Below are 22,341 nucleotides of genomic sequence, written 5' to 3' on the forward strand. Positions count from 1 at the left end.
AAAAAATAATGAATATGAAAAATATTATCTTAAAATACTGCTTAGCTATAGTTTGCCTTGCCATGCAAATGTCTTGTAGTGACGATCAAAACGAACACTCTCCTTTAAGTAATGACAACTCTGTACCTGGCCAGGTAACCAACATAACGGTTACAAATCTATCAGGAAAATCAGAAATCAATTACGCTTTACCAGATGATGATAACTTATTGTATGTTAAAGCCATTTACAAACTTGATAATGGAACCGATATGGAGGTAAAATCTTCATACTACAAAAAATCTTTGCTCATTGATGGATTTGCCGAAGCTGGTCCCAGAGACATAACTCTGTATTCAGTTAGCAGAAACGAAGTTGAGTCCGATCCAGTTGTGGTAACAATAAACCCAAAAGAATCTCCCTTATTTGATATTTTTAGAAGCCTCGAGGTAGGGCCTGATTTTGGAGGGCTATTTGTAGAAGCAGACAACCCAGACCGTACAGATATAGCCATATTAGTGATGGAAAAAGACGATAACGGCGATTGGGTTACCAATGGCAATAGCATTTACACCTCTACAAATGAAATTTTTAGAACCATAAGAGGCTTAGATACTTTAGATTATGAATTTGCATTCACTATTCGCGATAGGTTTTTAAATACTTCAGACACCTTGTTTCAAACTATAAAACCTATTTATGAAACTGAAATACCAAGAACTCAATACAGTGGTTATCCATTACCTGGTGATGCTCCTACAGACGATTTTGGATTTGGTCTAGACAGGCTTTTTGACAATAACTTTAGAGGTTGGCCCAGAATTTATATCACTGACGCTGCCCCACCACCACCCCACGCCTTTACCATAGACCTAGGGCAAGAAGTAAAAATAAGCCGTGTAAAGATTTGGGATTATCCACAACAAACGTCCAGTGGCTTTTTCTACTATTGGCAATTTAACATGAGAAAATTTGAGATATGGGGTTCCAACTCTCCAAACACCAACGGCAGTTGGGACAGTTGGGAATTGTTGGGTACCTACGAAGTAATTAAACCATCAGGGCTACCTCTTACCCAACAGAACAACGAGGATATAGAATTTGCCCAAGACGGATTCAATTGGCCTATCCCTATTACAGCGCCCAAATATAGGTACCTTAGAATTAACAACTTAGAAAATTGGGCTGGTTCTGGGCGTTTAGCCATTGCCGAAATGAGAGTATACGGAGATACCCGATAATATAAATTGAAAATTAAAATTTAATTAAAAAATGATTGATATTATAAAAACAATACAGCTACTTCGCATAACTTTTGTTATTGCGGGCATTTTAGCCCTTTCTTCATGCTCGAACCAAGAAGAGGATGATTACAAGAAATTTGTTTCTGATGGAGAGATAATATACACAGGCAAAATAGACTCTTTAAAAACTTTTTCCGGTAAAAACCGTATTAAGCTTAACGGACTACTTAGCCCAGACCCTAAAGTAACTTCTGTCAAAGTTTATTGGGCTAACAAAAAAGAAAGTACCGTTATACCCGTAAACAAAGAAGATATAGCCAAACCTGTTAGTTATATTATTGATGGATTAGAAGAAAACCTTTACAACTTTGAAATACAAACCTTCGATGATGATGATAACAGTTCTATTCCTGTTTTTATTACAGGAAAAGTTTATGGCAATAGATACCAGAACTCATTAATTAACAGGCCGCTTATAAAACAAGATTTACAAGAAGAAAGCCAATCTGCCTTTGTTGAATTTGCACCAGTTGATCTTACTTCTGGTATCTTGTTCTCTGAATTGGAGTATGTAGATAGTGATGGCGACCTAATAACTATTGAAGTTCCCACTGAAACAGAATCCATCACTCTGGAGAAATTTACAAACGGTAACACCTTTAAATACCGTACAGCCTTCTTGCCAGAAGAAACAGCAATTGATACCTTTTATACAGATTACAAAGTAATAACACCTTCAGTTCCCATCTCTAAACCTCCATACTTTAAAAATGGAGTAAAACCATTTGCTGTTGCAGAATTTAGCGGAATTAGATATGGCACTCCAAAAGATTGGATTCATAACGAAGGTGCTTTGAACCATAACGGCTACGGAGTTTATGACAATAATAATGGCGGTGGCATATTCAATCTAGTGAGTGGCTATGGCGAACCCAAATTGGTCAATGCAAAGGTGTACCAAAAAATGCGATTAACACCAGGAACTTACACTTATAAAGTTGTTACCGAAGGCAACAATTACAACGGTGTTAACGATCAAGTATACGCAACAGTAGCCTTGGGCAACACCCTACCCGATGTTAAAAATGTTGAAACCGCATCATCTACACTTGGCTTTGCTCGTATATCTGGTCCAGCCAATACCTACACAATAGAATTTACTCTCACAGAAGATTTTACAGATATAGCTATTGGCCTTGCAGCAACAAACGGTATTGACCCTAATAACCCAGATGCCGAACCAGTAAATATTAATAGATATATGACGTTTGCATCTTTCACGTTAAGCAAGCAGTAAGTTTATTGTTTTAATTTTTTATATTATAAAAAATCTCGAGAAATAGCCCTCGAGATTTTTTTTTATTCAATATTTTTTCTAATTTAAGATCAACGAAATGCCAAATAAAATAACTCTTGCTGCCACCACTGAACAAATCTAAATTTCAATAAACTCATTTTTAATTAAAATTTTGTAGGATTTTATTTTCTATTTTTTATATTTAATATCTGTTATAAAAACTTTACGACAATGAAAAATTTCTGCCTTTATTCCACAGTCATTTTAAGCTTAATGTTGTTTTCGAGTTGCTCGAATGGGACTATGGACAAGGTTAGCATTAATAAAGAACTCTCTAAGTCTAGTCTCCCTGACCTTTCAACACTTATTTCATATGAAGATTACCGTAACCAAACTGTAACAAAAAAAATAGATTCGGTTATTAAAACCCAAAAAGATTTTTTACAGATGATAATGGAAGATAAAAGCCTGGTAAAGATAAACCCTTATGGTTTGTTTTTGACAGGTTATGAAATAATAAGTAGTGATGAATCTACAATTGACAATATTTTAAATACACCTATTACAGAAAAGACATATTTACCCATTTACATTGGAAAAGATAAAAACACCCTAAATGAATTTGTAATAAAGCAACCTTTTACTATCAACAACATGAAAAAACCAGAAGTAGTAGATGAAATAAAAAGGCAAAAAGACATAATCAAATTTCGTCTTCTACAAATTACAGATTCACAATATCAATTGCTGCGATTAGAATGGGACTATCATGGTAAAAAATTTTTCACCAATGCTGTTTTTAGTGGTAAAGAATTGATATATGATGAGATTTTATCTAATCTTAGTGAAATAAATTATATACGAAATTGTAGTTCCGACGAACCCAATATGTCAAAAAAATCAAACATTAAAAATGTTACAGAAGACTGTTCAACAACGTTTAATATATTTTTTTATGACGAAATCATGTTAACTCGAGAAGGACTCTATGGGAGTGGTTCGTATGCATATGCCCGCATAACAGTTTCTGGCGAACAATGGGCACCAGACTGTACTAAATATATTCAAAGCAAAAGTACAGAGGCAAATGGCTATTACCAACCTGGATACTCTGGGGACTCCAAAGCTAAAATTATTAATTTTACACCAGCTGGGATGTATTATTATGGTTCTTGTGATTACGAACTTGCAGCTGTAATTTCCAATTATGCACCATTTTCCACTTCAATAACATTGTCCTGGAATGGATCTGAGTTTACTGTAACAGGAGGTTCTTGGGGCCATAGTTTTCAGAGTAAAGGAAACTATGTTACTCCTGATATGCTTAATTAGAAAATATTGCCAGTAATGGAACAACATGATTACAACTATCTAACAAAATAAAAAGCTGCTATTACCAACAACTACTTCTCCAAAATTTTCCTAAAAGCAGGACTCCAAATATCTTTGTATTCCGCTTCCTTATTTTGCATGAGTTGTTTATGGATATGGGAGGTAACCCCCATCCATTGTTCTCCTTCATCCCATAACGGAGGCATTAGTTCCAATTCCCAAGTTTTATAACTTGCCGAAATCGTCTCAAAAACATTGGGTTCATCTTGAATAACATTTTGACTTTCCCCCAAATCATTTTCTAGATTATACAAAACAGAACCATAATTTTTAAGCGAAATTAATTTATAGTCGCCAATCCTAGCTGCGGACTCATCTAATTTTCGCCAAAACAACTCACCGTGTGGGCTCCCTTCTGCTTCATTTCTTAAGTATGGTATTAAATTTACACCATCTAATTGAAGATTTTCGGGTTTACTAATGTGAGCTGCCGCCAAAGAGGTTGAAAAAATATCTAATGAAGACGACAACCCATCAAAGCGTTTGCCACCCTTAACCCCAGCTGGCCAACTCACTACAAAAGGTACTCTATGCCCTCCTTCAAACTTATTGCCTTTCCAACCTTTAAGCGGACCAGATTGCGATTGGTTATTATGGGCGCCTCCATTATCGCTTAAAAAATAAATTAAGGTATTTTCACGCTTACCGAGTTCTTCTAATTTATTCAATAATTTACCTACGTTTTGATCTAACGACCATGTCATTGCTGCTAATTCTCTACGCGGGTGATTTTCAAAGCGCTCTAAATCTTCTTTTTTAGCTTCCATAGGTGTATGCACGGCATTGTATGCCAAATACATAAAAAATGGTTTCCTTTTTGAATCCTCTATAAATTTTAAAGACTGGTTTCCCAAAACATCCGTCATATAACCATTAAAAACCACACGCTCTCCATTATGTTGAAGCATTTTTTCTTTGCTGGGATTCGCCAAAGGAAAATAAGAACGACTACCCGAAATAAACCCATAAAACTCGTCGAAACCTCTGTTATTTGGATGGTCGGACATTTCTTCTCCCAGATGCCATTTCCCTAAGGCATAGGTATTGTAGCCATTGGCTCGAAACACATCTGCCATGGTTACAACACCGTCACTTAAACCAATACCTCCAGTACCGTTGGCTTCAAACCCAAATCTCTGTTGGTATTTCCCTGTTAGCAAACCGGCCCTAGAAGGTGCACAAACCGTGGCACTTACATGAGCATCGGTAAAAATAACGCCACTACTTGCTAGAGCATCAATGTTTGGTGTGCGCAAATCTTTGCTACCCATAAACCCAAAATCTACATAGCCGGCATCATCCACTAGAATAACTATAACGTTGGGTGGCTTTGTGACTGCCTCTGTTTGTATGTTTAATTTTGTTTTACAACCCAACGAACTCAAAGTTAAGAGTGCAAAACATATGGTTTTAAAAAGAATATTCATTTTTTGTTCGTTAATTCAATTCAAACTTTAATTTAAAGGAAAAATAGAATAGGAATAAACCATCGATTTAGGCTTTATCTGATATTGCTCTAAGGGTCTGGCCCACCAACTGGTATCGCCACCAACGCCCATTTGTTTATTGTCTATATTTATATTCACAAAATCGCGTTTTTTAATATCTGTTGTATGGCGTTGTTGCTTGGTTAAACCGGCATCAAAATCTGAATTATACTGATGATGCGCGCTAAAACTAAATAGTTTTGTTCCTGTAACTTTTATACCTTTTCCTTTTTCATTTGTAAAAGAGACCCATCGAACATCTGTTTTATATCCATTTTCTTGAGGCCGTATGTAAGGAACATATAAATCTTCCACTTTAGCGTTATAGATGCCTACAAAAGCTGAGGTATTTCGGTCTTGATAATTTTCTTGCGGTCCTCTACCGTACCAGTTCACATGGTTGTAATCCGCTTTTAAAATAAAATTATTTCCGAAACGAGGTAGGTTAGGCAATTCACCACTCACCTCTTTTAGTGTATTTGTAACCGTAATTTGGCCAGATGCCTCTATTTTATAATCTAATTGAATTTGCGCCATATTGTCTGGTAATTGATAAACCAACTCTAATTTTGCCGTTGTATCAAGGGACTTATGTTCAGACAGAGAGGATAGGTCTACAATCGTATTACCAGCTTTTAGTGCGTATGACGTCAACATCTGTTGATCTGTTGCCTTTTTCCATGCTGCAAAATGTTTTGGCATATTAAAACCGAAATCGTTATCGGTTGTAGCTCTCCAGAAATTTGGTTGAATGCCTTGTTTGATTATATTTCCGTTACCATAATTCAATGTTACCAGTTTACCAGTCTGCAGGTTAAAACCAGCTTCAAAGTTATTAGACTTAAAAAATAAGCTATCATTAACTTTCGTAATAGTAATATTATCTGTTGTATTTTCTTTGAATATTGGCGTATAAGTTCCCGTTAAAAACTCTGCTTTAGCCAATGGGTAGCCTTTTGGTATTAACGGCCTTTTTTCTTTTGTTTTAGCGAACAGTTGAAGTGCCAATTCGCCCGATTGAAAATCTATTTCTGGTAAATTAAGTGTTATCACTTTTGAAGTTCTGGGTTCTAAATCAATTGATTTTATGATCCCCCCATCAATTTTAGATCCGTTTTTAAAAAGTTGCCACGAAAAATCAAATTGATTTAGATTGGTAAAAAAATACTCATTGTAAACGGTTACTTGTCCTGTTTTTAAATTGGCATCTTTAAAATGAATATCTTGATAAACTTTTTTAAGTTCTTCCAAACCTGGGTGCGGTGTACGATCTGGATTAACAATACCATTTAAACAAAAATTAGCATCATTATGGATGTTTTCTGCTCCAAAATCGCCTCCATACCCCCAATATTTCTCCCCTTCTGGGGAGGTAGCAACAAGCCCTTGGTCAACCCAATCCCAAATAAAACCACCTTGCATAATATCATATTTCCTAATAACATCCCAATAGTCTTTAAAGTTGCCTAAACTGTTCCCCATAGCATGAGCGTACTCACATTGTATTAAAGGGCGGTTGGGGTTGTTCTCGGCATACTGAATCATTTTTGGTATTCGCCAATACATGGGTGCCTGAATGTCTGTATTTTCATAACCGGTAGCACCTTCGTATTGTACAGGCCTTGTAGAGTCATTTTCTTTTAACCAATTATAGGTAGCCACGAAATTATCGCCATTTCCAGCTTCATTTCCTAAAGACCATGTGATGATAGACGGATGATTTTTATCGCGTTCAAACATTCTTATCGTTCTATCTAAGTGCGCTGCTTTCCATTTTGGTTGGTAAGCGGGATGTATCTTTTTTGCTTCCTCGTTATTATCCAATCCTTGGTTGGTAGTTCCCATACCATGAGTTTCAATGTTCGCTTCATTTATAACATAGAATCCGTACTGATCACACATAGAATAGAAAAACGGATTTTTAGGGTAATGGCTACAACGTATGGCATTTACGTTGTTTTTTTTCATCGGCTCCAAATCCTTCATTGTTAATTCTTCACTTACAACGTGCCCTGTTTTTTCATCGTGGTCATGAAGGTTTACTCCTTTTAACAATACTGGTTTCCCATTTACTAAAAATTGGTTGTTTTCAATCTTTATATTTCTAAAACCTGTTTTTATGGAAGTAGCCTGCATAATGTTGCCATCAACATCTTTAAGGGTTACTAGCACCGTATAGAGTTTTGGTGTTTCTGCCGTCCATGGTACTACATTTGAAATTAATCCCTCATGAAAAACTTCAATAGATTGCTGAGAAGAAATTTCAAAATTCTTTGAAAAAGCTTCGATTTCTTCATTGCTATCCATAAGCTTAATTTCGACAATCCCCTTTTCCGGCTGTTTTGAATATGAACTTAAATCTATATTCGCACCAAATAAGCCCTGTTTATAATTGCTAGACAGGTCGTTTTTAAGTTTTATATCTTTTATGTAAACAGGGTTTTCAACTCGCAAATAAACATCTCGCTCGATACCACTTAATCTCCAAAAATCTTGATCTTCCATATAACTCGCATCCGACCAACGCAATACTTGCACTGCAATTTGGTTTTCTCCTGTTTTAAGATATTTTGTCACCTTAAATTCTGCAGGGGTTTTACTGCCTTGGTTATAACCTACCATTTGGCCGTTTATATACACATACATAGCACCACTTACCCCGGCAAAATGTAAAAACACATCTTTGTTTTTCCAATCTGTTGGGATTTGAAAAGTTCGTTTATAACTACCTACATTATTAAAATTATGAGCGATATAGGGAGGGTTTTTAGGAAAAACATAACCCGCATTAACATAAATAGGAAGTCCAAAACCTTTTAACTCCCAGTTTGAAGGTACAGAAATAGTGTCCCAACCTTTTAAACTAAAATCTTCTTTGTAAAAATCTTTGGGTCTGGCTTGCACACTATCTGCATAGTAAAACTTCCAAGTGCCATTTAGTGATTTGTAAAATGAAGACGACTTCCATCCCTTATTTGTTAATGCTTCCTCTACTGTTCTGTGGTTATAAAATGTCGCTCTCGGGGCCTCCCGGTTTATCTGGAATATTTCAGGGTTTTCCCATTCGGGGTTTTCCCAAGTTTCAGCTACATAAATAGGTTTTGAAAGCTGCACTTTATTGCACGAAACTGTTAGTACTAGTATTAAAATTAAGTTACAGTAAAATTTCATCGGGTATTTATTTATTAAAATTTAAAAAGTCTTACAGAATGCAAATGCTCTAACGGAGTTAAAATGATTTAAAAAAAAACAGACATAATATAGTTATGCCTGCTCCTTTTTAATTTTAAACCAACTTGATGTATTATTTTTTATTTAGGTATTTATACCATCAAATTAAGATTCATTTTTTTAGTTCTTAACGATTCTTTTAAAGGCTGTGTTCCCTTGAGAATTGGCTATTTCAACAACATAAACTCCAGATTGCAAACCACTTATATCATACTCATTATCATTAAAACTAATTATGTTTTCGGCCACCTTATTTCCCAAAATATTATAAATCGATACATTCTCAACAATTGTATTACTTTGGGTTTTTAATTTAAAAGTAGATTGTACTGGGTTTGGGAACAACGAAACGCTATTCTCAAACTTTAAATCGGAAGTAGACAAAGGATTGCTATCTAAAATTTGAATATTATCAATGTAACCAAAAGCATCTGTATTATTTAATACTTGACCTGCCGGCACATTTTCATAACCTATATCTGGATGGATTGACAATCTATATAAAGTCCCCAAAGTAAATGCTGTTGCCGCCGGACTATCTTTAATTTCAAAGACAATTTCCTGCCATTGGTTAAAATCTGTATACGAATTTACGGCTCTTACTACTTCGGTTCCATTTGATGCATCGTCAGGTGCATCAAAACGAACCCCCAAATCTGGTTGTGCTGGAAAATTAACCATCATACTTAAAAATTTAGTATCGCTTGAAGAAATTGACATATCAGTAACATCAATACCTTGAAAAACCCACCATTGGGCTCCTGTTCTTTTAATTTCCAAGCAGTTGGCCGATGTATTCAAGCCTGATGTATTAGGGTTTGCCACCACTGAAGTGGTTATACCTCCCCCAATATTAAGTATACCCGTAGTCCCCGATTCAAAATCGTTAACCAATGTTTGCCCAAAAGCTAAAACAGAGCAAAATATAAATGCTGTAAGCGAAAAAGTAATTTTTTTTGTCATAATAAATAATTTTAATTAGTTAATTGGTTTTGTATAAAATTAATTTTAATAAGCAATATTTAAATGGACTAACATTTTGCTTTTATAGACAATACTACTTTTTTGACACCATTTTAGCTCTTATTATTATTATTTCAACAGAATAATTAAATAAAATAACGCATTTTCTAACATATTCCTTTCCTTCTATTTAGGGTTGGTATTAACTTATCTCTCTATTATTTATTTTTTCATCTATAAATTCACAAGCATTTTACTCAGGTACTTTCACGAAAACAAAAAATAGAAATACTAGATAAAAACGTTTTTTAATGGTGAATATCGGCATGATTATTATCATTAATTGTATCCACTGCTATAGACATCTTCTGCTGAAAACGTACTACTTTTACCTTCAATTTTCACTTGTTCTAGGTCCTTCATTAGGATTGTTTCAGACGGATTAAAGCTATCGCTTTTCATGTACTCCAGCAAGCTATATCTCAGTTGTCTCGCTACTGGTCTATTGTTCAAATCTGTAGTTAAATCTATGGCAGAAAACACCAGCTTTCCTTGCCCTACATTAGCTTCGAAAACATTAGCTAGGTGATGGTTGGTAACAAAATTATCTATCACTCGAACTATCGGTGTCACTTTCAAGGAATCTATAATAACAGATTTTGATTTTATACATAAATCCCACCATTGCCAATCGGTATGCGAACTTGTTGGAAAATGATTAAAAGCTGGATGCGCTTCATTTACCATAACACCCATTGTTGCTGGCTGGTCAGGAAAATGTACAGGACTCCAAAAAACAGGCACAAATCGTCCTGTTGTACCTTTTAGTCCTTTATAATCTGGATTTAGCAACACGGTTTTTCCTTTATGCAATGCTTTTGAAGCCTCTTGAAAAGAAGATGTTATTAAGATATCTGTTGAAGCTGTAGAAACAGTTTTTGGATACACCCATATATTCCAACTGTTTTTATATTTTGTTTCTGCTACACTTACACTAATATTTAGTTTTCTGGCTTCTTTTGCCTCAACAGTATAATCAATAACTCCTAAATCTGTGTTGTTTCCTATAGATAGATTAATATTAGTTAGACTGCCAGATTTCACTTCTTTTCCATCATCATCTGTTATGCTAAAATTGATGGTTTTGTTTTTCATATCTTTGAAAAAATTGGCTACTTCAATAGTAGCTTTAAAAGACTCTCCGTTTTCGTAAACTGCTTTTTCAAATCTAATTAACGGCACTAATTCGCTATTAAATTGGCTAAATTCTTCGGCAGAGATAACGCCTTTCGATTCCCAAAAAGCATTTAACAAACCCACCAAAGCGGTTCCTTGCCCAGGAAAATCTTGAAGCTGCAACAACTGAAAACCATCAAAACTTGGTGTCTTTAAAGCCCTCTCGATTTCCTCCTTGTATAACAAAGCGGCCAACTTTCCTGAATTATATGTAAAATCCGGAGCTAAATCCAAAAGCCCCTTCTTCTCCAAATCCTGTTTTACCGCTATAAAGTTTAGCGGCTCCAAAACCCCGGTATACTTTTCTATTTCACTCATATCGGGATATACAGAATACTGACCAATTTCATGAGAAATTAAAGGCATTTCTATGTGTTCGGCTCCAGAAGTATAATCTGCATTAAAATGCGGTGGTTTGTCATTAAAAACACCTTGTCCTCGAATCCATCCTCTGTTGGTCCATTGAGCAATAAAGTACTCATCTTCTGGTTCGGGTCTTGTCCCCATTGGCCTTTGGAACGAAAATGCCGTTGTTGCATATAAATGCCTATCGTCTTTCTGTTTCAAATCTTTAACAAGGCTATTTAGAAAGGCAGCGTCACCTTCCAATTCATTCCCCATCGCCATGAAAATAAAAGATGGATGGTTACCATAATCCTTTATTATTTTATCGGCTTCAGCTTTTAAAAACGCATTAGTGGCTTGGTCTTCCCCTACTTTTAAACTCCAATGCGGCAGTTCTACCTGAACGTAAAAACCAGCCTCGTCTGCAGCCTCAAAAGCTGCTTTTGGAGGGCACCATGAATGGAAACGTAAGTGATTTAAACCATAATCTTTTGCTTGTTTTATAAGAGTTGTCCAATCTTCTTTCTGCATTGGCGGATAACCAGTTAGCGGAAATATAACACACTCCAAATTTCCCCTTAAAAAAATACGTTTATCGTTTAAGGTTAAATCGCCATCATTGTTACCCACAACTTTGTATCCAAAAGTAGTGCTAACCGTTCCGGTATTTGTTTTTACTGAAACCTCATACAAATTGGGGTTGAACTCATCCCATAACTCAAGGCCTTCCGGCTTATCCACTTCAATAGAAAATTCATTGTTTGAAACTTTTAAAGCCTCTAATTGTTTGCTGTAAATTTCTTCCCCATTTATAGTTTTAATATTTAAGGCTACTGCTCCATCAAGTGCGACGGGTTGTTCGAATGTTACCTTTAATCCTTTTAAATCTTTTTTGGGGTAAACCTGAATATTATTGGGCTTATTCTGGTCTGAAGCATTTAGCGAAATATCGCCAATTATACCATTCCACTTTATTTGTGTGTGATTGGTGTAGGCATGAGCCATGTCTTGGTTTACTTTATCTGGATAACGTGTTCCTGCAACGTTTATGTTCGGGTATTTGTTAGAGTTATCTACACAAATAGTAAGCATATGTTTTCCCGCAGAAATATTATCTGGAATTTCAAAACTATGTGCGCCAATTAAGCTATTTGCTGTACCAATTATTATATCATCAATATATACCGTAGATTCCCATAGCACCCGCTCAAGGTTTAATGTCACCGATTTCTCTTTCCAATCTTTGGGTATTTCAATTTCTTTTTGATACCACGCTTTCCCTATATACTGATATTTTCGGGTTAAATTGGACATTACATAATTGTTTATAGCTGGCTTAAGTTTGTTTGGCGTTCCTATTTCGGCATCATCTAAAGTTCCTGGTAAACTAATTTCTCTTCCTTCTAGTTTTGACCCCGCCCAATTTTCTTGCTTTCCAACATTTGTGGAATCTAATTTTACCTGCCATTTACCCGACAAATCTATTCGATCTACCTTTGGCGCACAAGCACCCAATATGAGCATAAAAACTAGAACTACGGTTTGATATAATTTCATGGTATCTTTGGTTTTTAATTTAAATTTCTTTCTTCAATCTTTGACTTTCCTCAAAATCAAGGCATGCACTTTTTACATGCCAATTAAGGTCTTGGTTTTGAAGTAATGCTTCAATTGTAGGCTCAAACGGTGTTCTGTCTTGACAATAGAGCATATAATTAATAGACATTAAAGCCAGAGTCCAATCCTCATTTTTAGCGAAGTTATTTAAAACTTCCATAGCCTTTTTACTTTGAAATTTACTATATAAGATTGCAGAAACAGTTATAGCTACGGGAGAATAATCATCCTTAAGCGCTTCATTCAATTCTTTTTGATATGATTGTAAAAGTGTTTTTTCTTGAGACATTAATCCAATACTAGCCCAATAACGCACTATAGCATTTTCATGTTTTAAGTATGCTATTTGAGCTTTAGCAATGTCTTCTCCTTTTTTACCAGATAAAGATGCTACTTTGAATATCTCATCAAACTTATATTTATTATCATCTAATCTATACTCATAAGGTGTTTGCGTTTTTGATAGTTTAGCCATTTCATATTCTGGCATAAACATGATGTCTTTCGCCTTTAAAAGCTCAGCATCCATAAATTGCCTCATATTATCCATAATAGACTCATACTTAGGGTTACCTGCTAAATTATTGGTTTCCCAGATGTCATTTTCAATATCATATAACACTTCAAAGGGGCGCTCCTCAAAAACCCGAGATTGAAATGCGTTAAGTTTACCATGCTTTAAATCTTTACGCATGTGTTTTGTGATATCAGCAATCTCTAAATAATTGATATACCTTACTTCAGGAATAAATGGCATAAAGTTTCGGGAATACACAAACTTACCATCGGTTACGGTTCTTACTAAGTCTAATCCATTATCTACCCTATCTGTAGACAGTAACAACAAATCTTTTTTATTATTTGAATCTGAGTCGAAAAGGCGTTGTCCTTTCATGTATTCTGGCACTTTACCTCCTAACAAATCAATCATTGTAGGCCCTAAATCTTCAAAACTAATAAGTTTATTTGTTGGCTTTCCTGTTTCCCACGGTGATAGATGTTTAAATTTTTCAGGAAACCACGCCACAAATGGCACACGGTACCCTAAATTTATGCCGTTAGTTTTTGCCCTTGGTATACCCTCGCCATGATCCGCATAAAAGAAAATAATGGTATCGTCTTTTAGTCCATCTTCTTCTAATTTTTGCAATAATTCCCCTATTCGATTATCGGTAAGTTTAATGGAATTATAAACTCTTGCAAATTGCTTACGCATTTCGGGGGTATCGTTATAAAAAGGAGGCATATCAAAAGCATCGTCAGCAATTTTATCTTCCTCAGGCAAATGATTCCAAACATGCTTTTGGTACTGTTCAAAAGTCCACGACATGGTTCGTGACTGATGCGATTCTGCAAAATTGAATACAGCAAAGAAGGGTTGGCCTTCGGCCCTATTTTTCCAAGTGGCTTTGTTGGAACTTTCGTCCCAAGCCTCTTTTACAAAATCTTTTTCGTTAGCAATATTATAATCTGTTTTAGAATTATTGGTTGTGTAATACCCCAATTGCTTCAAGTAATAAGGAAAGCCTTTAATAAAATCCGGGATTGAATATTGACTCCTTTGATGCCCTGTACCCTTTTTAAAGCTTCTTACTCCCGTAATTATGGTAGACCTACTGGCCGCACATACTGTACCTGTAGAAAAAGCGTTTGTAAACTTCACACCTTCTTCTGCTAATTTATCTATTACAGGAGTACTAGTATTTTCATTACCGTAACAACCTATAAAGTGAGGAGAAGTATCCTCTATAGTTACCCAAAGAATATTAGGCTTGTCTTGCGCTTTGCACGACATTATTGTTAACATACACAAAGTCAACAAAATTATTCTCATAATACTTTATTTTTCTAGTATTTCTTTTAATTCGGCCTCCATTTTGGCGACTATCTTGGGATATTTGCTGGCAATGTTTTTAGATTCTGATGGGTCTTCTGCTAAATTGAACAATTGTGGTTCTGGTCTAAATCCGGGGTCTACAAACTTTTGAACTATCCAATTAGGTACGGGCGCTTCTTTTGGTTTGATGTATTTCCAATTATCCATTCTAAAACCATAAGTGTATGATTCTTCAAGTAAAAATTTGCGCCCTTTATCCGATTTCCCTAACCAAGAGGCTAAAAAGTTTTGACTATCAACGGCATCGCCTTTAGCTACCTTTTGATTGACCAAGGATGCCAATGAGGCATACAAGTCCACTTGTGACAATAAGGCATTACTAACACCTGGTTTTACTTCTTTTGGCCAATGCACCACAGTAGGCATACGCGTTCCAGCCTCATAAGCCGAATATTTACTACCTCGGTAACCTCCACCTGGTTTATGGTCGCCAACTAATTCTCTGGCATAATCTAAATAGCCATCATCCAGAATAGGACCGTTATCACTTGTAAAAATAATTAAGGTATTATCTAATAATCCTTGCTTTTCAAGTGCTTCGGTAATTTGGCCAACACACCAATCCATTTGAGCAATTACATCGCCACGGGGGCCCATGGTACTGCTTTCTACAAATTTGATATTAGCAATACGTGGTTGATGAATATCATGCAAAGCAAAATATAGAAAGAATGGATTGTTCGTATTATTATTAATGAAAGCATTGGCTTTATCGGTTAGGACAAAAGGGATGTTCTCGTCCACCCAAAGAGCATCTTTACCACCTTTCATGTAACCAATTCTACTTATGCCATTAATGATAGCTCCCTGATGGTAAGGGTCTGTATGTTGTTTTAGCAATTCAGGACGCTGAAAACCCCATGGGTAGCCTTCAATTCTTGTTCCATAGCTTACTGTTATTGGGTCGTTAGGGTCCAAACCAACCACCTTTTGGTTTTCAAGAAATACACAAGGCACTCTATCGCCTGTAGCTGGAATTAAAAAGCTATAGTCAAATCCTACTTCTTCGGGACCTAACGGAATTTTTTCATTCCAATTGATTTTCCCTTTACCAAGACCTAAATGCCATTTGCCAACCACACCCGTTTTGTAACCGGCTTTTTGTAACATTTTAGGTAATGTACCCATATTAGGGTTTATTATAAGTGGTGCATCACCTTCTAAAATTTCAGCATTATTGCGAAAGGCATAGCTTCCCGTTAATAAGGAATATCTTGATGGTGTACAGGTTGATGCCGAACAATGTGCATCTGTAAAGTTCAATCCGTTTTTAGCAAGTGTATCAATATGTGGTGTTTCTACTCCAATGGCTCCATTGACACCAATATCACCGTACCCTAAATCGTCAACATAAATGATGACGATATTAGGGTTGGTGCTTTGTGTATATGCCTTAAAAGGCATACAGCAGAAGATTCCAAAAAAAATAATCTTAAAACAATATAACACCCTCATATACAAGTAATTAATTTTAGTTAAGATTTAACCCCAACAAGCGCTTGATGAATCTGCGCTGGAATATGAGATAAATTAGTATCAATAACTTTAGTGAACGCTTCAGTTGCCTCAGCATCGTTACCTTTGCCCAATTGCCCTAAGCCAATCATATAGTTACAATGAATTTTATTGATAACATTCAAATCTTCTTCCCAAATCAATAAATCGGGTAAGGATATGGCAAAATAGTCCAGTTTCACATTATCGTCTATATGGTCTTGTCCATATTTTAACAAATTATCAAATCTCTTGTTAGCTTCATCTTTACGTCCTAATTTTTGTAATGCCAACCCTTGATAGAAAATTTTATCAGGCTGTTGGTCGTTATAAAAAATCGCTGGACTCGGGTCACTTAATCCTTCCGAAGCTAATTCAAAATAAGCTTTGGCTTTTTCGTCATTCCCCAAACCTTCGTAAGCACATCCTAGCCAATAGTCAATATCGTTTTCTACCGTACCATGCAACTTACCTTCTCCTAAATTGTGCGGATAGTCTTTTGACTGTGTTAAAAGCTCAATAGCATCATCATAATTCTTAACAGAAATATACTTCTTGGCTAGCTCAATGTTACTTGTTAAATATTGGAATGGCACTTTGCCTTCGCCACCTTCCCATGGGTGGAATTGACGTTGTTCAATCAGCGCTTTTGCTTTCTCGAAATCACCCTTCAAATTATAAAGCGCAATACGCTCTAGGTACAAATCGTCTCTAGAATTAGTCAAGTCAATATGCTCCTCCAATAATGCTAATCGCTTTTCAACTGGCACATTAATCTTTTTGTATAATTGGTCGAGCTCCATCAGCAATCGTGCATCGGAACTATCCAATTCAAATGCTTTTTCTAAATGGGTTACTGCCAATTCTTTTTTATTGGTTTTATTGTAGTATAGCAATGCTAAGTTACGGTGGGTAATAGCAAAACTATCATCTAATTTAACGGAAGTTTCCCAGCAATCTTGTGCTTCCTTGTACTGCCTGTTGGCATACCAGAAATTACCAAGATAGTAGAATGCTTTAGCATCGGTCGGGTTCGCTTTACAAGCAGATTCCAATGCCTTTACTTCTTCAATCTTATTTGGAAAACAATAGGTATCCGGCATTTGTGAGGCCTTCTTGTAGGCCTCTAATGCACTACTGTCATCGCCTTTTTGGTCTAAATACCACCCCATAAAATAGTACACCATTGGATACACTTTGGTATTGGTATCGGTATGTACTTTTAATAGGGCTACAGCTTCGTCATATTGACCTGCCATAGCATAGTCTAAAGAAAACTCAATGTAGTTGTGTGCATAATTTCGGAGAATCGTCTTGAATGCCTCTAAATCTTCTTTGGCATTAGACAAAATATACTTTTCATAAAGCACTCCAAAATTGAATTTATCAATAGCTAACGAATCTTCTATTAATTGTTTTGCTTCTTCTGTTTTACCTGTCTTTCTAAGTAAAATAATTTTTAAATGTCTGGCCTTATGGTTATGCCAGTTTTTAATCAAAGCTCTATCAACCAAATCCATAGCTTTTTCCAAATCGCCTCTAGAGCAATCAATTTGTGCTAAGTTGAAATAACCAGCATCTTGCCATTGTGCATTCCAACAAGCTTTAAAGAAACTAGCATATGCCTCCTCTTTCTTCCCCAAGTAGCTTAAAGCCATTCCTTTGTTAAAATAAGGTTCGCCATCATACGGATTAGGGTTATGACTTGTTAGTGTTTCAATTGCAGTATCGAAATATGAAATAGATTTTTCTAACTGCCCCTTACGCATGTACCAAAGCCCCATTGCGTTGTTGTTACGGACATCTTTTGGATCTCTTCTTAAGGCCTCTTCGTAATAATCTGTAGGCACAAAAGTAGCATGTCTGTATTGCTCTAAATGAAGTCCTCTTAAATATAAACCTTCAATGGTATTAATATCCTTAGGGTCTTTGGCCGCTTTGGCTGGTTCAGGAATTTCATCAGATAAATCCTTATCGGGTTCCCAAGCCACCAAAACTTTCCCTTGACTATCATTTACTGAAATTTGTAAATCATCAAAAGTGTTAGAACCAATGTCTATCAATTCTTCAAAACCAACTTCAGGTGAAAGGTTTAACACTTCTTCGTGAAACACCTTTCCGTTGGCACTTAAAGTGATAACGCAATTGTTATAAGTAGAAGTAACATACACTTTTACTTGAGCCTTTCCATCCACCATTTCAAGATTTACCAAAGCCTCCTTCGTCGCATTTTTAACCACCCCAACGTTGTAATATGGCATAAAATATTGCTTAAAGCTTTTTTCTTCATAGGGATGCATCCATGAGAAATCGGGTTGATTATCGGTATAAACCCCACACATGAGCTCGATATATGGTCCGTCTTCATCTGTTAAATTTCTATCCCAAGCTTTACCAAATTCTCCGTTACCCCAAGTCCATTGTTTTTTTCCAGGAGACACATTGTGGTCTGCAACATGTAGCAATCCACCTTTTGAATCATTTTCATAACCACCAACAAAATCGTATTTAGAAGTGATGGCCATATAACTTGTTGGAACCGGAATATTCTTGTATCGAGAAATGTCAGTACCAGGAGAATAATCTACCTTATAGTATTCACCTTTGGCAATTGGAAATTCCGATACATCACGCTTACCATGGTCAAATACAGCATTTACATCTGGTGGAAAAACCGACTGGTAATGGTCGTTAACCGCCACCGCAGGATTTGCCCACCATAAAAAAGTTTGTGGGTGCGGTGTTCTGTTGTATAAATGGGCTTTAATTTCAATGTAAGCCTTATCTGGATGCAAGGTAAAACCAGCCATTCCTTTTGTACGGAACATACGCTCTAACTCACTTACCCAAACGGTCTTACTACCATCTTCATTGTCTTCGATATAAAAATCTGTTGGGTCGTACGTACTTGGACGATGGTGCTGTGGCCAGTTAAACTCAATACCACCAGAAATCCAAGGTCCTGTTAAGCCAACCAACGCTGGTTTAATGACATGGTTATAATAGACAAAATCTCGTTTACGAATTTTATCATACGCTCTTTGGATTCTTCCCCCCAAAGCAGGTAAAATCATTAATTTGATATAATCATTTTCAATAAAAATAGCATCCCATTCTTTATCTACCTTCTCATCACTGATTTTTTCAATAACGGGATGTGGATAAACAGAACCACTACTTGCCTGATATACTCGTTTTTCTAAAAAAACCGGGTATTTCTCTGGTGTTCCTACTTCATAAGTAGGAATGGTTACTTTCTCGTGCCAAGCGTTTACTGTCTTCATAATCTTATAATTTAGCTTAGTTTATTTTTAATATTTTAACTTTTCCTTTAGTTTATTAATTTTTATTGAGATTTTAGGATTAAAATCCTTGCTGGTCATATATGTTTTTAAACTGTATAAAAGCTGTTGTGCTTCTAGTCTATTATCTAAATCTGTATGTAAGTCAATTCCAGAAAAAATTAGCTTTCCTTTCCCTACTTGTGCTTCAAAAATTAAAGCAAGTTTTCTATTTTTAAACCAGTCGTCAACAACTCGAACAATAGGATTCAATTCTGGTATATCATCAAAAATGATTGCGTTGGAATGGCTCATAGCATCCCACCATTGCCAATCGGAATGGTACTCCGTTGGGAAATGAGCTAATGCAGGATGTTCTGGATTGCATAGAATTCCTAATGTATGTGGTTTCTGTTCATTGGTCCATGAGGTATTCCAAAAAATACTTGAAAAACCAATACCTATATTTCCTCCTTTTTCTGGAGCTATATCTCCTTTGTTGATATTTAAAAGTACATTACCACCATTCTCTAAATAACTGATAGTTTTTGCATCCAATTTAGTTACAACTTTAATAGATGACTCATTTTCAATATTCTCCTTTTTAGAAGGATACACCCAAACATCCCAACTATTTTTGGCGTCACCCACCATAATGCTTAAGATAAGTTGTTGAGCCTTGGTAATGGTATTTAAGGGTTGATTAACCTTTCCTAATTGAATACCATTTCCTATGGGAATATCTATTTTTTCGAATTCTCCTTTAGAGAACACACTACCATCTGTTTTAGTTAATTCCCATTTAGGAATCACTTCATTCATAGGATACTCTCCAAAATGGGCAATTTCAATTTCAGCGGTTAGCGTATCTATATTTTTAAATGTTCGTTTTGATAAACGTGCCAACGGAACCGTACTTCCGCTAAAGGCTTTAAATTCTTCAGGAGTGACGTATCCTTTTTCATCCCAAAATACATCTAAAACGCCCACTAGTGCAGTACCTTGACCAGGAAAATCATGTAAATCCAATAACTGATAGCCTGCCATTCCTTTGGTTCGCAGAGCTGCTTCAATATCTGCTTTGTAACAAAGTGTTTGTAATTTGCCCGATGCCAATAAAAAGCTGTCTGCTAATTTTAACATACCGTTCTCCTCCAAGGATTCCTTAAAAATTTCAAAGTTTTTAGGTTTTAAAACCCCTGTATATTTCGACATTTCCTTAAAGTTGGGGTACACACACCATTGCCCCATTTCATGGCTTACGTAAGGCATGGGTGTTTGCTTGATTAAGTGCTCATAATCAAATAAGGTTTGCGGGGCCTCTTTGTTAATAACACTTTTTAAATTTTGATTCCATCCTTGAATTCTAGGCCTAGCGTTGTTATAATAGTCCATGTTTTCTAGATACGGATATCCTGCGCCACTTGTATATAATCTGCGGTTATCTAATGCTTTAAAATGGTTGACATACTTTGTTAAATACTGCTTATGGTTTTTTCCACTTGGCTCATTACCATAAGTCATTAGCACAAACGACGGATGGTTTCCGTAAGCGTTAATGATATCCTCACCTTCTTTATACAACCATGAATCCACAGGCTCTCCATCTCCTAAACCAGCTTTCCAAGCTGATGCTTCCGCTTGAATATATATCCCCATTTCATCTGCGGCCTGAAATGCAGCTTCGGGCGGACACCAAGAATGAAAACGAATATGGTTTAGACCGTGATTTTTAACAATACTAATTATCCGTTTCCAAGAATCAACATCTGTAGGCGGATATCCCGTTAATGGGAAAATGGCACATTCTAGAGTTCCTCTAAGGTATAGGGGTCGGTCATTAATAGTAAAAACTGTTCCACTTGCCTTAAAGTCACGCATACCGAAAGTTTCAACCCTTTTGTCTACACTTTTTTCGGAATTTAAAGACAGATTCATCTCATATAAATCAGGATTAAATTCATCCCATAGTTTAGGGGCATCACCCATTGGGTACTCCAACTCTATTATTTTGGAATCACCTATTTCTATTGATTCTTTCAAAACCTCAAGAGCTTCCCCATTTTCCGATTTTTCTTTGGCTTGAAGTACTAATTCTGCGGTTTGGTTCTTACCAGTTCCGTTTTCAATTCTAGCTACAACTCTAACGGTTTTATCAGAGACGTTAGGATATAATTTTACATTTCCGATAGACAATTTAGGAACCGCAGAAAGTGATATTTCACCAACGATGCCATTCCAATTGGTTTGGGTGTTGTCTGAAATACTATGGGCGTCTAAACCAACATTGATATCTTTAATTCGGTTGTCCACTCGAATGGAAACAGTATGATTTCCTGCTGCTAATTCGCCTAAATTATAGTGATGAGCAGTAGCCAGACTATTCTGCATTCCCAGTTTCTTGTCATCTATCCAAACTGTAGATTCCCAATGCACACGTTCTAGATTTAAGACAATGTTTTTACCTTCCCAAGATTGTGGAATGGCTATTCTTTTCTGATACCAAGCAGCCCCTTTATAATCTTTAACAGGCGTTAACCAAAACGATACTTTTACGTTGCCTTCTTGTCGGTACTTTTTCATCTCTTCAGACTTATACCAAAGACTATCGTTCCACATGTTGCCCGTCCAGTTGGTTTTAACCGATATATCATTACCCTTACCATTTTCGGGCATTGAACCAGGTAATTTGATGCTGTCCCCTAAATTCAATTTGAACCACTTTTCTTTTTCACCTTGGTCTAGCGAATCGATTTTAAAACTCCACGTTCCAGATAAATCGATATAAGCAGTTTCATCACTTTTGCAATTTTGCAAAATGAAGCTTGATGCGACTAAAAAAAGAATGATATACTTTCTGAAAACTTTCATATAATGT

11 protein-coding genes are annotated in these 22,341 nt (G+C 36.0%); 3 read left to right on the forward strand and 8 right to left on the reverse strand.

Annotated elements, in window-relative coordinates; genetic code table 11:
- Positions 1 to 14: 14 nt before the first annotated feature.
- The 3 genes from HC176_RS12800 to HC176_RS12810 all read left to right on the forward strand — a co-directional run bounded on the left by HC176_RS12800 (position 15) and on the right by HC176_RS12810 (position 3,852).
- Positions 15 to 1,220, forward strand: coding sequence for a DUF5000 domain-containing lipoprotein (locus HC176_RS12800; protein ID WP_167918898.1), 1,206 nt, complete (start codon positions 15 to 17; stop codon positions 1,218 to 1,220).
- A gap of 31 nt (positions 1,221 to 1,251) precedes the next feature.
- A complete protein-coding gene (locus tag HC176_RS12805; RefSeq protein ID WP_167918900.1) occupies positions 1,252 to 2,520 on the forward strand; it encodes a DUF4998 domain-containing protein in 1,269 nt (422 codons plus the stop codon).
- A gap of 303 nt (positions 2,521 to 2,823) precedes the next feature.
- The gene (locus HC176_RS12810; RefSeq protein WP_167918902.1) at positions 2,824 to 3,852 is read left to right on the forward strand and encodes a hypothetical protein; all 1,029 of its coding nucleotides are present in this window, start codon (positions 2,824 to 2,826) and stop codon (positions 3,850 to 3,852) included.
- Positions 3,853 to 3,923: 71 nt separating this feature from the next.
- On the opposite strand, the gene HC176_RS12815 is transcribed toward HC176_RS12810, so the two are convergent.
- The 8 genes from HC176_RS12815 to HC176_RS12850 all read right to left on the reverse strand — a co-directional run bounded on the left by HC176_RS12815 (position 3,924) and on the right by HC176_RS12850 (position 22,334).
- A complete protein-coding gene (locus HC176_RS12815) occupies positions 3,924 to 5,339 on the reverse strand; it encodes a sulfatase-like hydrolase/transferase (RefSeq protein ID WP_167918904.1) in 1,416 nt (471 codons plus the stop codon).
- A 27-nt stretch (positions 5,340 to 5,366) separates the two neighbouring features.
- A complete protein-coding gene (gene lacZ / locus HC176_RS12820) occupies positions 5,367 to 8,570 on the reverse strand; it encodes a beta-galactosidase, LacZ type (protein WP_167918905.1) in 3,204 nt (1,067 codons plus the stop codon).
- A gap of 180 nt (positions 8,571 to 8,750) precedes the next feature.
- Complete coding sequence (locus HC176_RS12825) at positions 8,751 to 9,593, reverse strand: T9SS type A sorting domain-containing protein (RefSeq protein ID WP_167918907.1); 843 nt, start codon at positions 9,591 to 9,593, stop codon at positions 8,751 to 8,753.
- Between the two features lie 339 nt (positions 9,594 to 9,932).
- Positions 9,933 to 12,731, reverse strand: coding sequence for a sugar-binding domain-containing protein (locus tag HC176_RS12830; RefSeq protein ID WP_167918909.1), 2,799 nt, complete (start codon positions 12,729 to 12,731; stop codon positions 9,933 to 9,935).
- Between the two features lie 19 nt (positions 12,732 to 12,750).
- On the reverse strand, positions 12,751 to 14,625 hold the full coding sequence (locus HC176_RS12835; protein WP_167918911.1) for a sulfatase-like hydrolase/transferase: 1,875 nt from the start codon (positions 14,623 to 14,625) through the stop codon (positions 12,751 to 12,753).
- Positions 14,626 to 14,631: 6 nt separating this feature from the next.
- The gene (locus tag HC176_RS12840; RefSeq protein ID WP_209309709.1) at positions 14,632 to 16,092 is read right to left on the reverse strand and encodes a sulfatase family protein; all 1,461 of its coding nucleotides are present in this window, start codon (positions 16,090 to 16,092) and stop codon (positions 14,632 to 14,634) included.
- Between the two features lie 71 nt (positions 16,093 to 16,163).
- Positions 16,164 to 19,466, reverse strand: a complete 3,303-nt coding sequence (locus HC176_RS12845; protein WP_167918914.1) for a DUF5107 domain-containing protein — start codon at positions 19,464 to 19,466, stop codon at positions 16,164 to 16,166.
- 27 nt (positions 19,467 to 19,493) lie between these two features.
- Entirely contained in the window at positions 19,494 to 22,334 is a 2,841-nt protein-coding gene (locus tag HC176_RS12850) for a glycoside hydrolase family 2 TIM barrel-domain containing protein (protein ID WP_167918916.1), read from the reverse strand.
- Positions 22,335 to 22,341: the final 7 nt, after the last annotated feature.

It is taken from the genome of Tamlana crocina (assembly GCF_012037625.1).

What these genes read in the sequence shown, in the direction of transcription:
- HC176_RS12800 (WP_167918898.1), top strand. Translation starts at nt 15, where the DNA reads ATGAAAAATATTATCTTAAAATACTGCTTAGCTATAGTTTGCCTTGCC.
- HC176_RS12805 (WP_167918900.1), top strand. Translation starts at nt 1,252, where the DNA reads ATGATTGATATTATAAAAACAATACAGCTACTTCGCATAACTTTTGTT.
- HC176_RS12810 (WP_167918902.1), top strand. Translation starts at nt 2,824, where the DNA reads ATGGACAAGGTTAGCATTAATAAAGAACTCTCTAAGTCTAGTCTCCCT.
- HC176_RS12815 (WP_167918904.1), bottom strand. Translation starts at nt 5,339, where the DNA reads ATGAATATTCTTTTTAAAACCATATGTTTTGCACTCTTAACTTTGAGT.
- lacZ (WP_167918905.1), bottom strand. Translation starts at nt 8,570, where the DNA reads ATGAAATTTTACTGTAACTTAATTTTAATACTAGTACTAACAGTTTCG.
- HC176_RS12825 (WP_167918907.1), bottom strand. Translation starts at nt 9,593, where the DNA reads ATGACAAAAAAAATTACTTTTTCGCTTACAGCATTTATATTTTGCTCT.
- HC176_RS12830 (WP_167918909.1), bottom strand. Translation starts at nt 12,731, where the DNA reads ATGAAATTATATCAAACCGTAGTTCTAGTTTTTATGCTCATATTGGGT.
- HC176_RS12835 (WP_167918911.1), bottom strand. Translation starts at nt 14,625, where the DNA reads ATGAGAATAATTTTGTTGACTTTGTGTATGTTAACAATAATGTCGTGC.
- HC176_RS12840 (WP_209309709.1), bottom strand. Translation starts at nt 16,092, where the DNA reads ATGCCTTTTAAGGCATATACACAAAGCACCAACCCTAATATCGTCATC.
- HC176_RS12845 (WP_167918914.1), bottom strand. Translation starts at nt 19,466, where the DNA reads ATGAAGACAGTAAACGCTTGGCACGAGAAAGTAACCATTCCTACTTAT.
- HC176_RS12850 (WP_167918916.1), bottom strand. Translation starts at nt 22,334, where the DNA reads ATGAAAGTTTTCAGAAAGTATATCATTCTTTTTTTAGTCGCATCAAGC.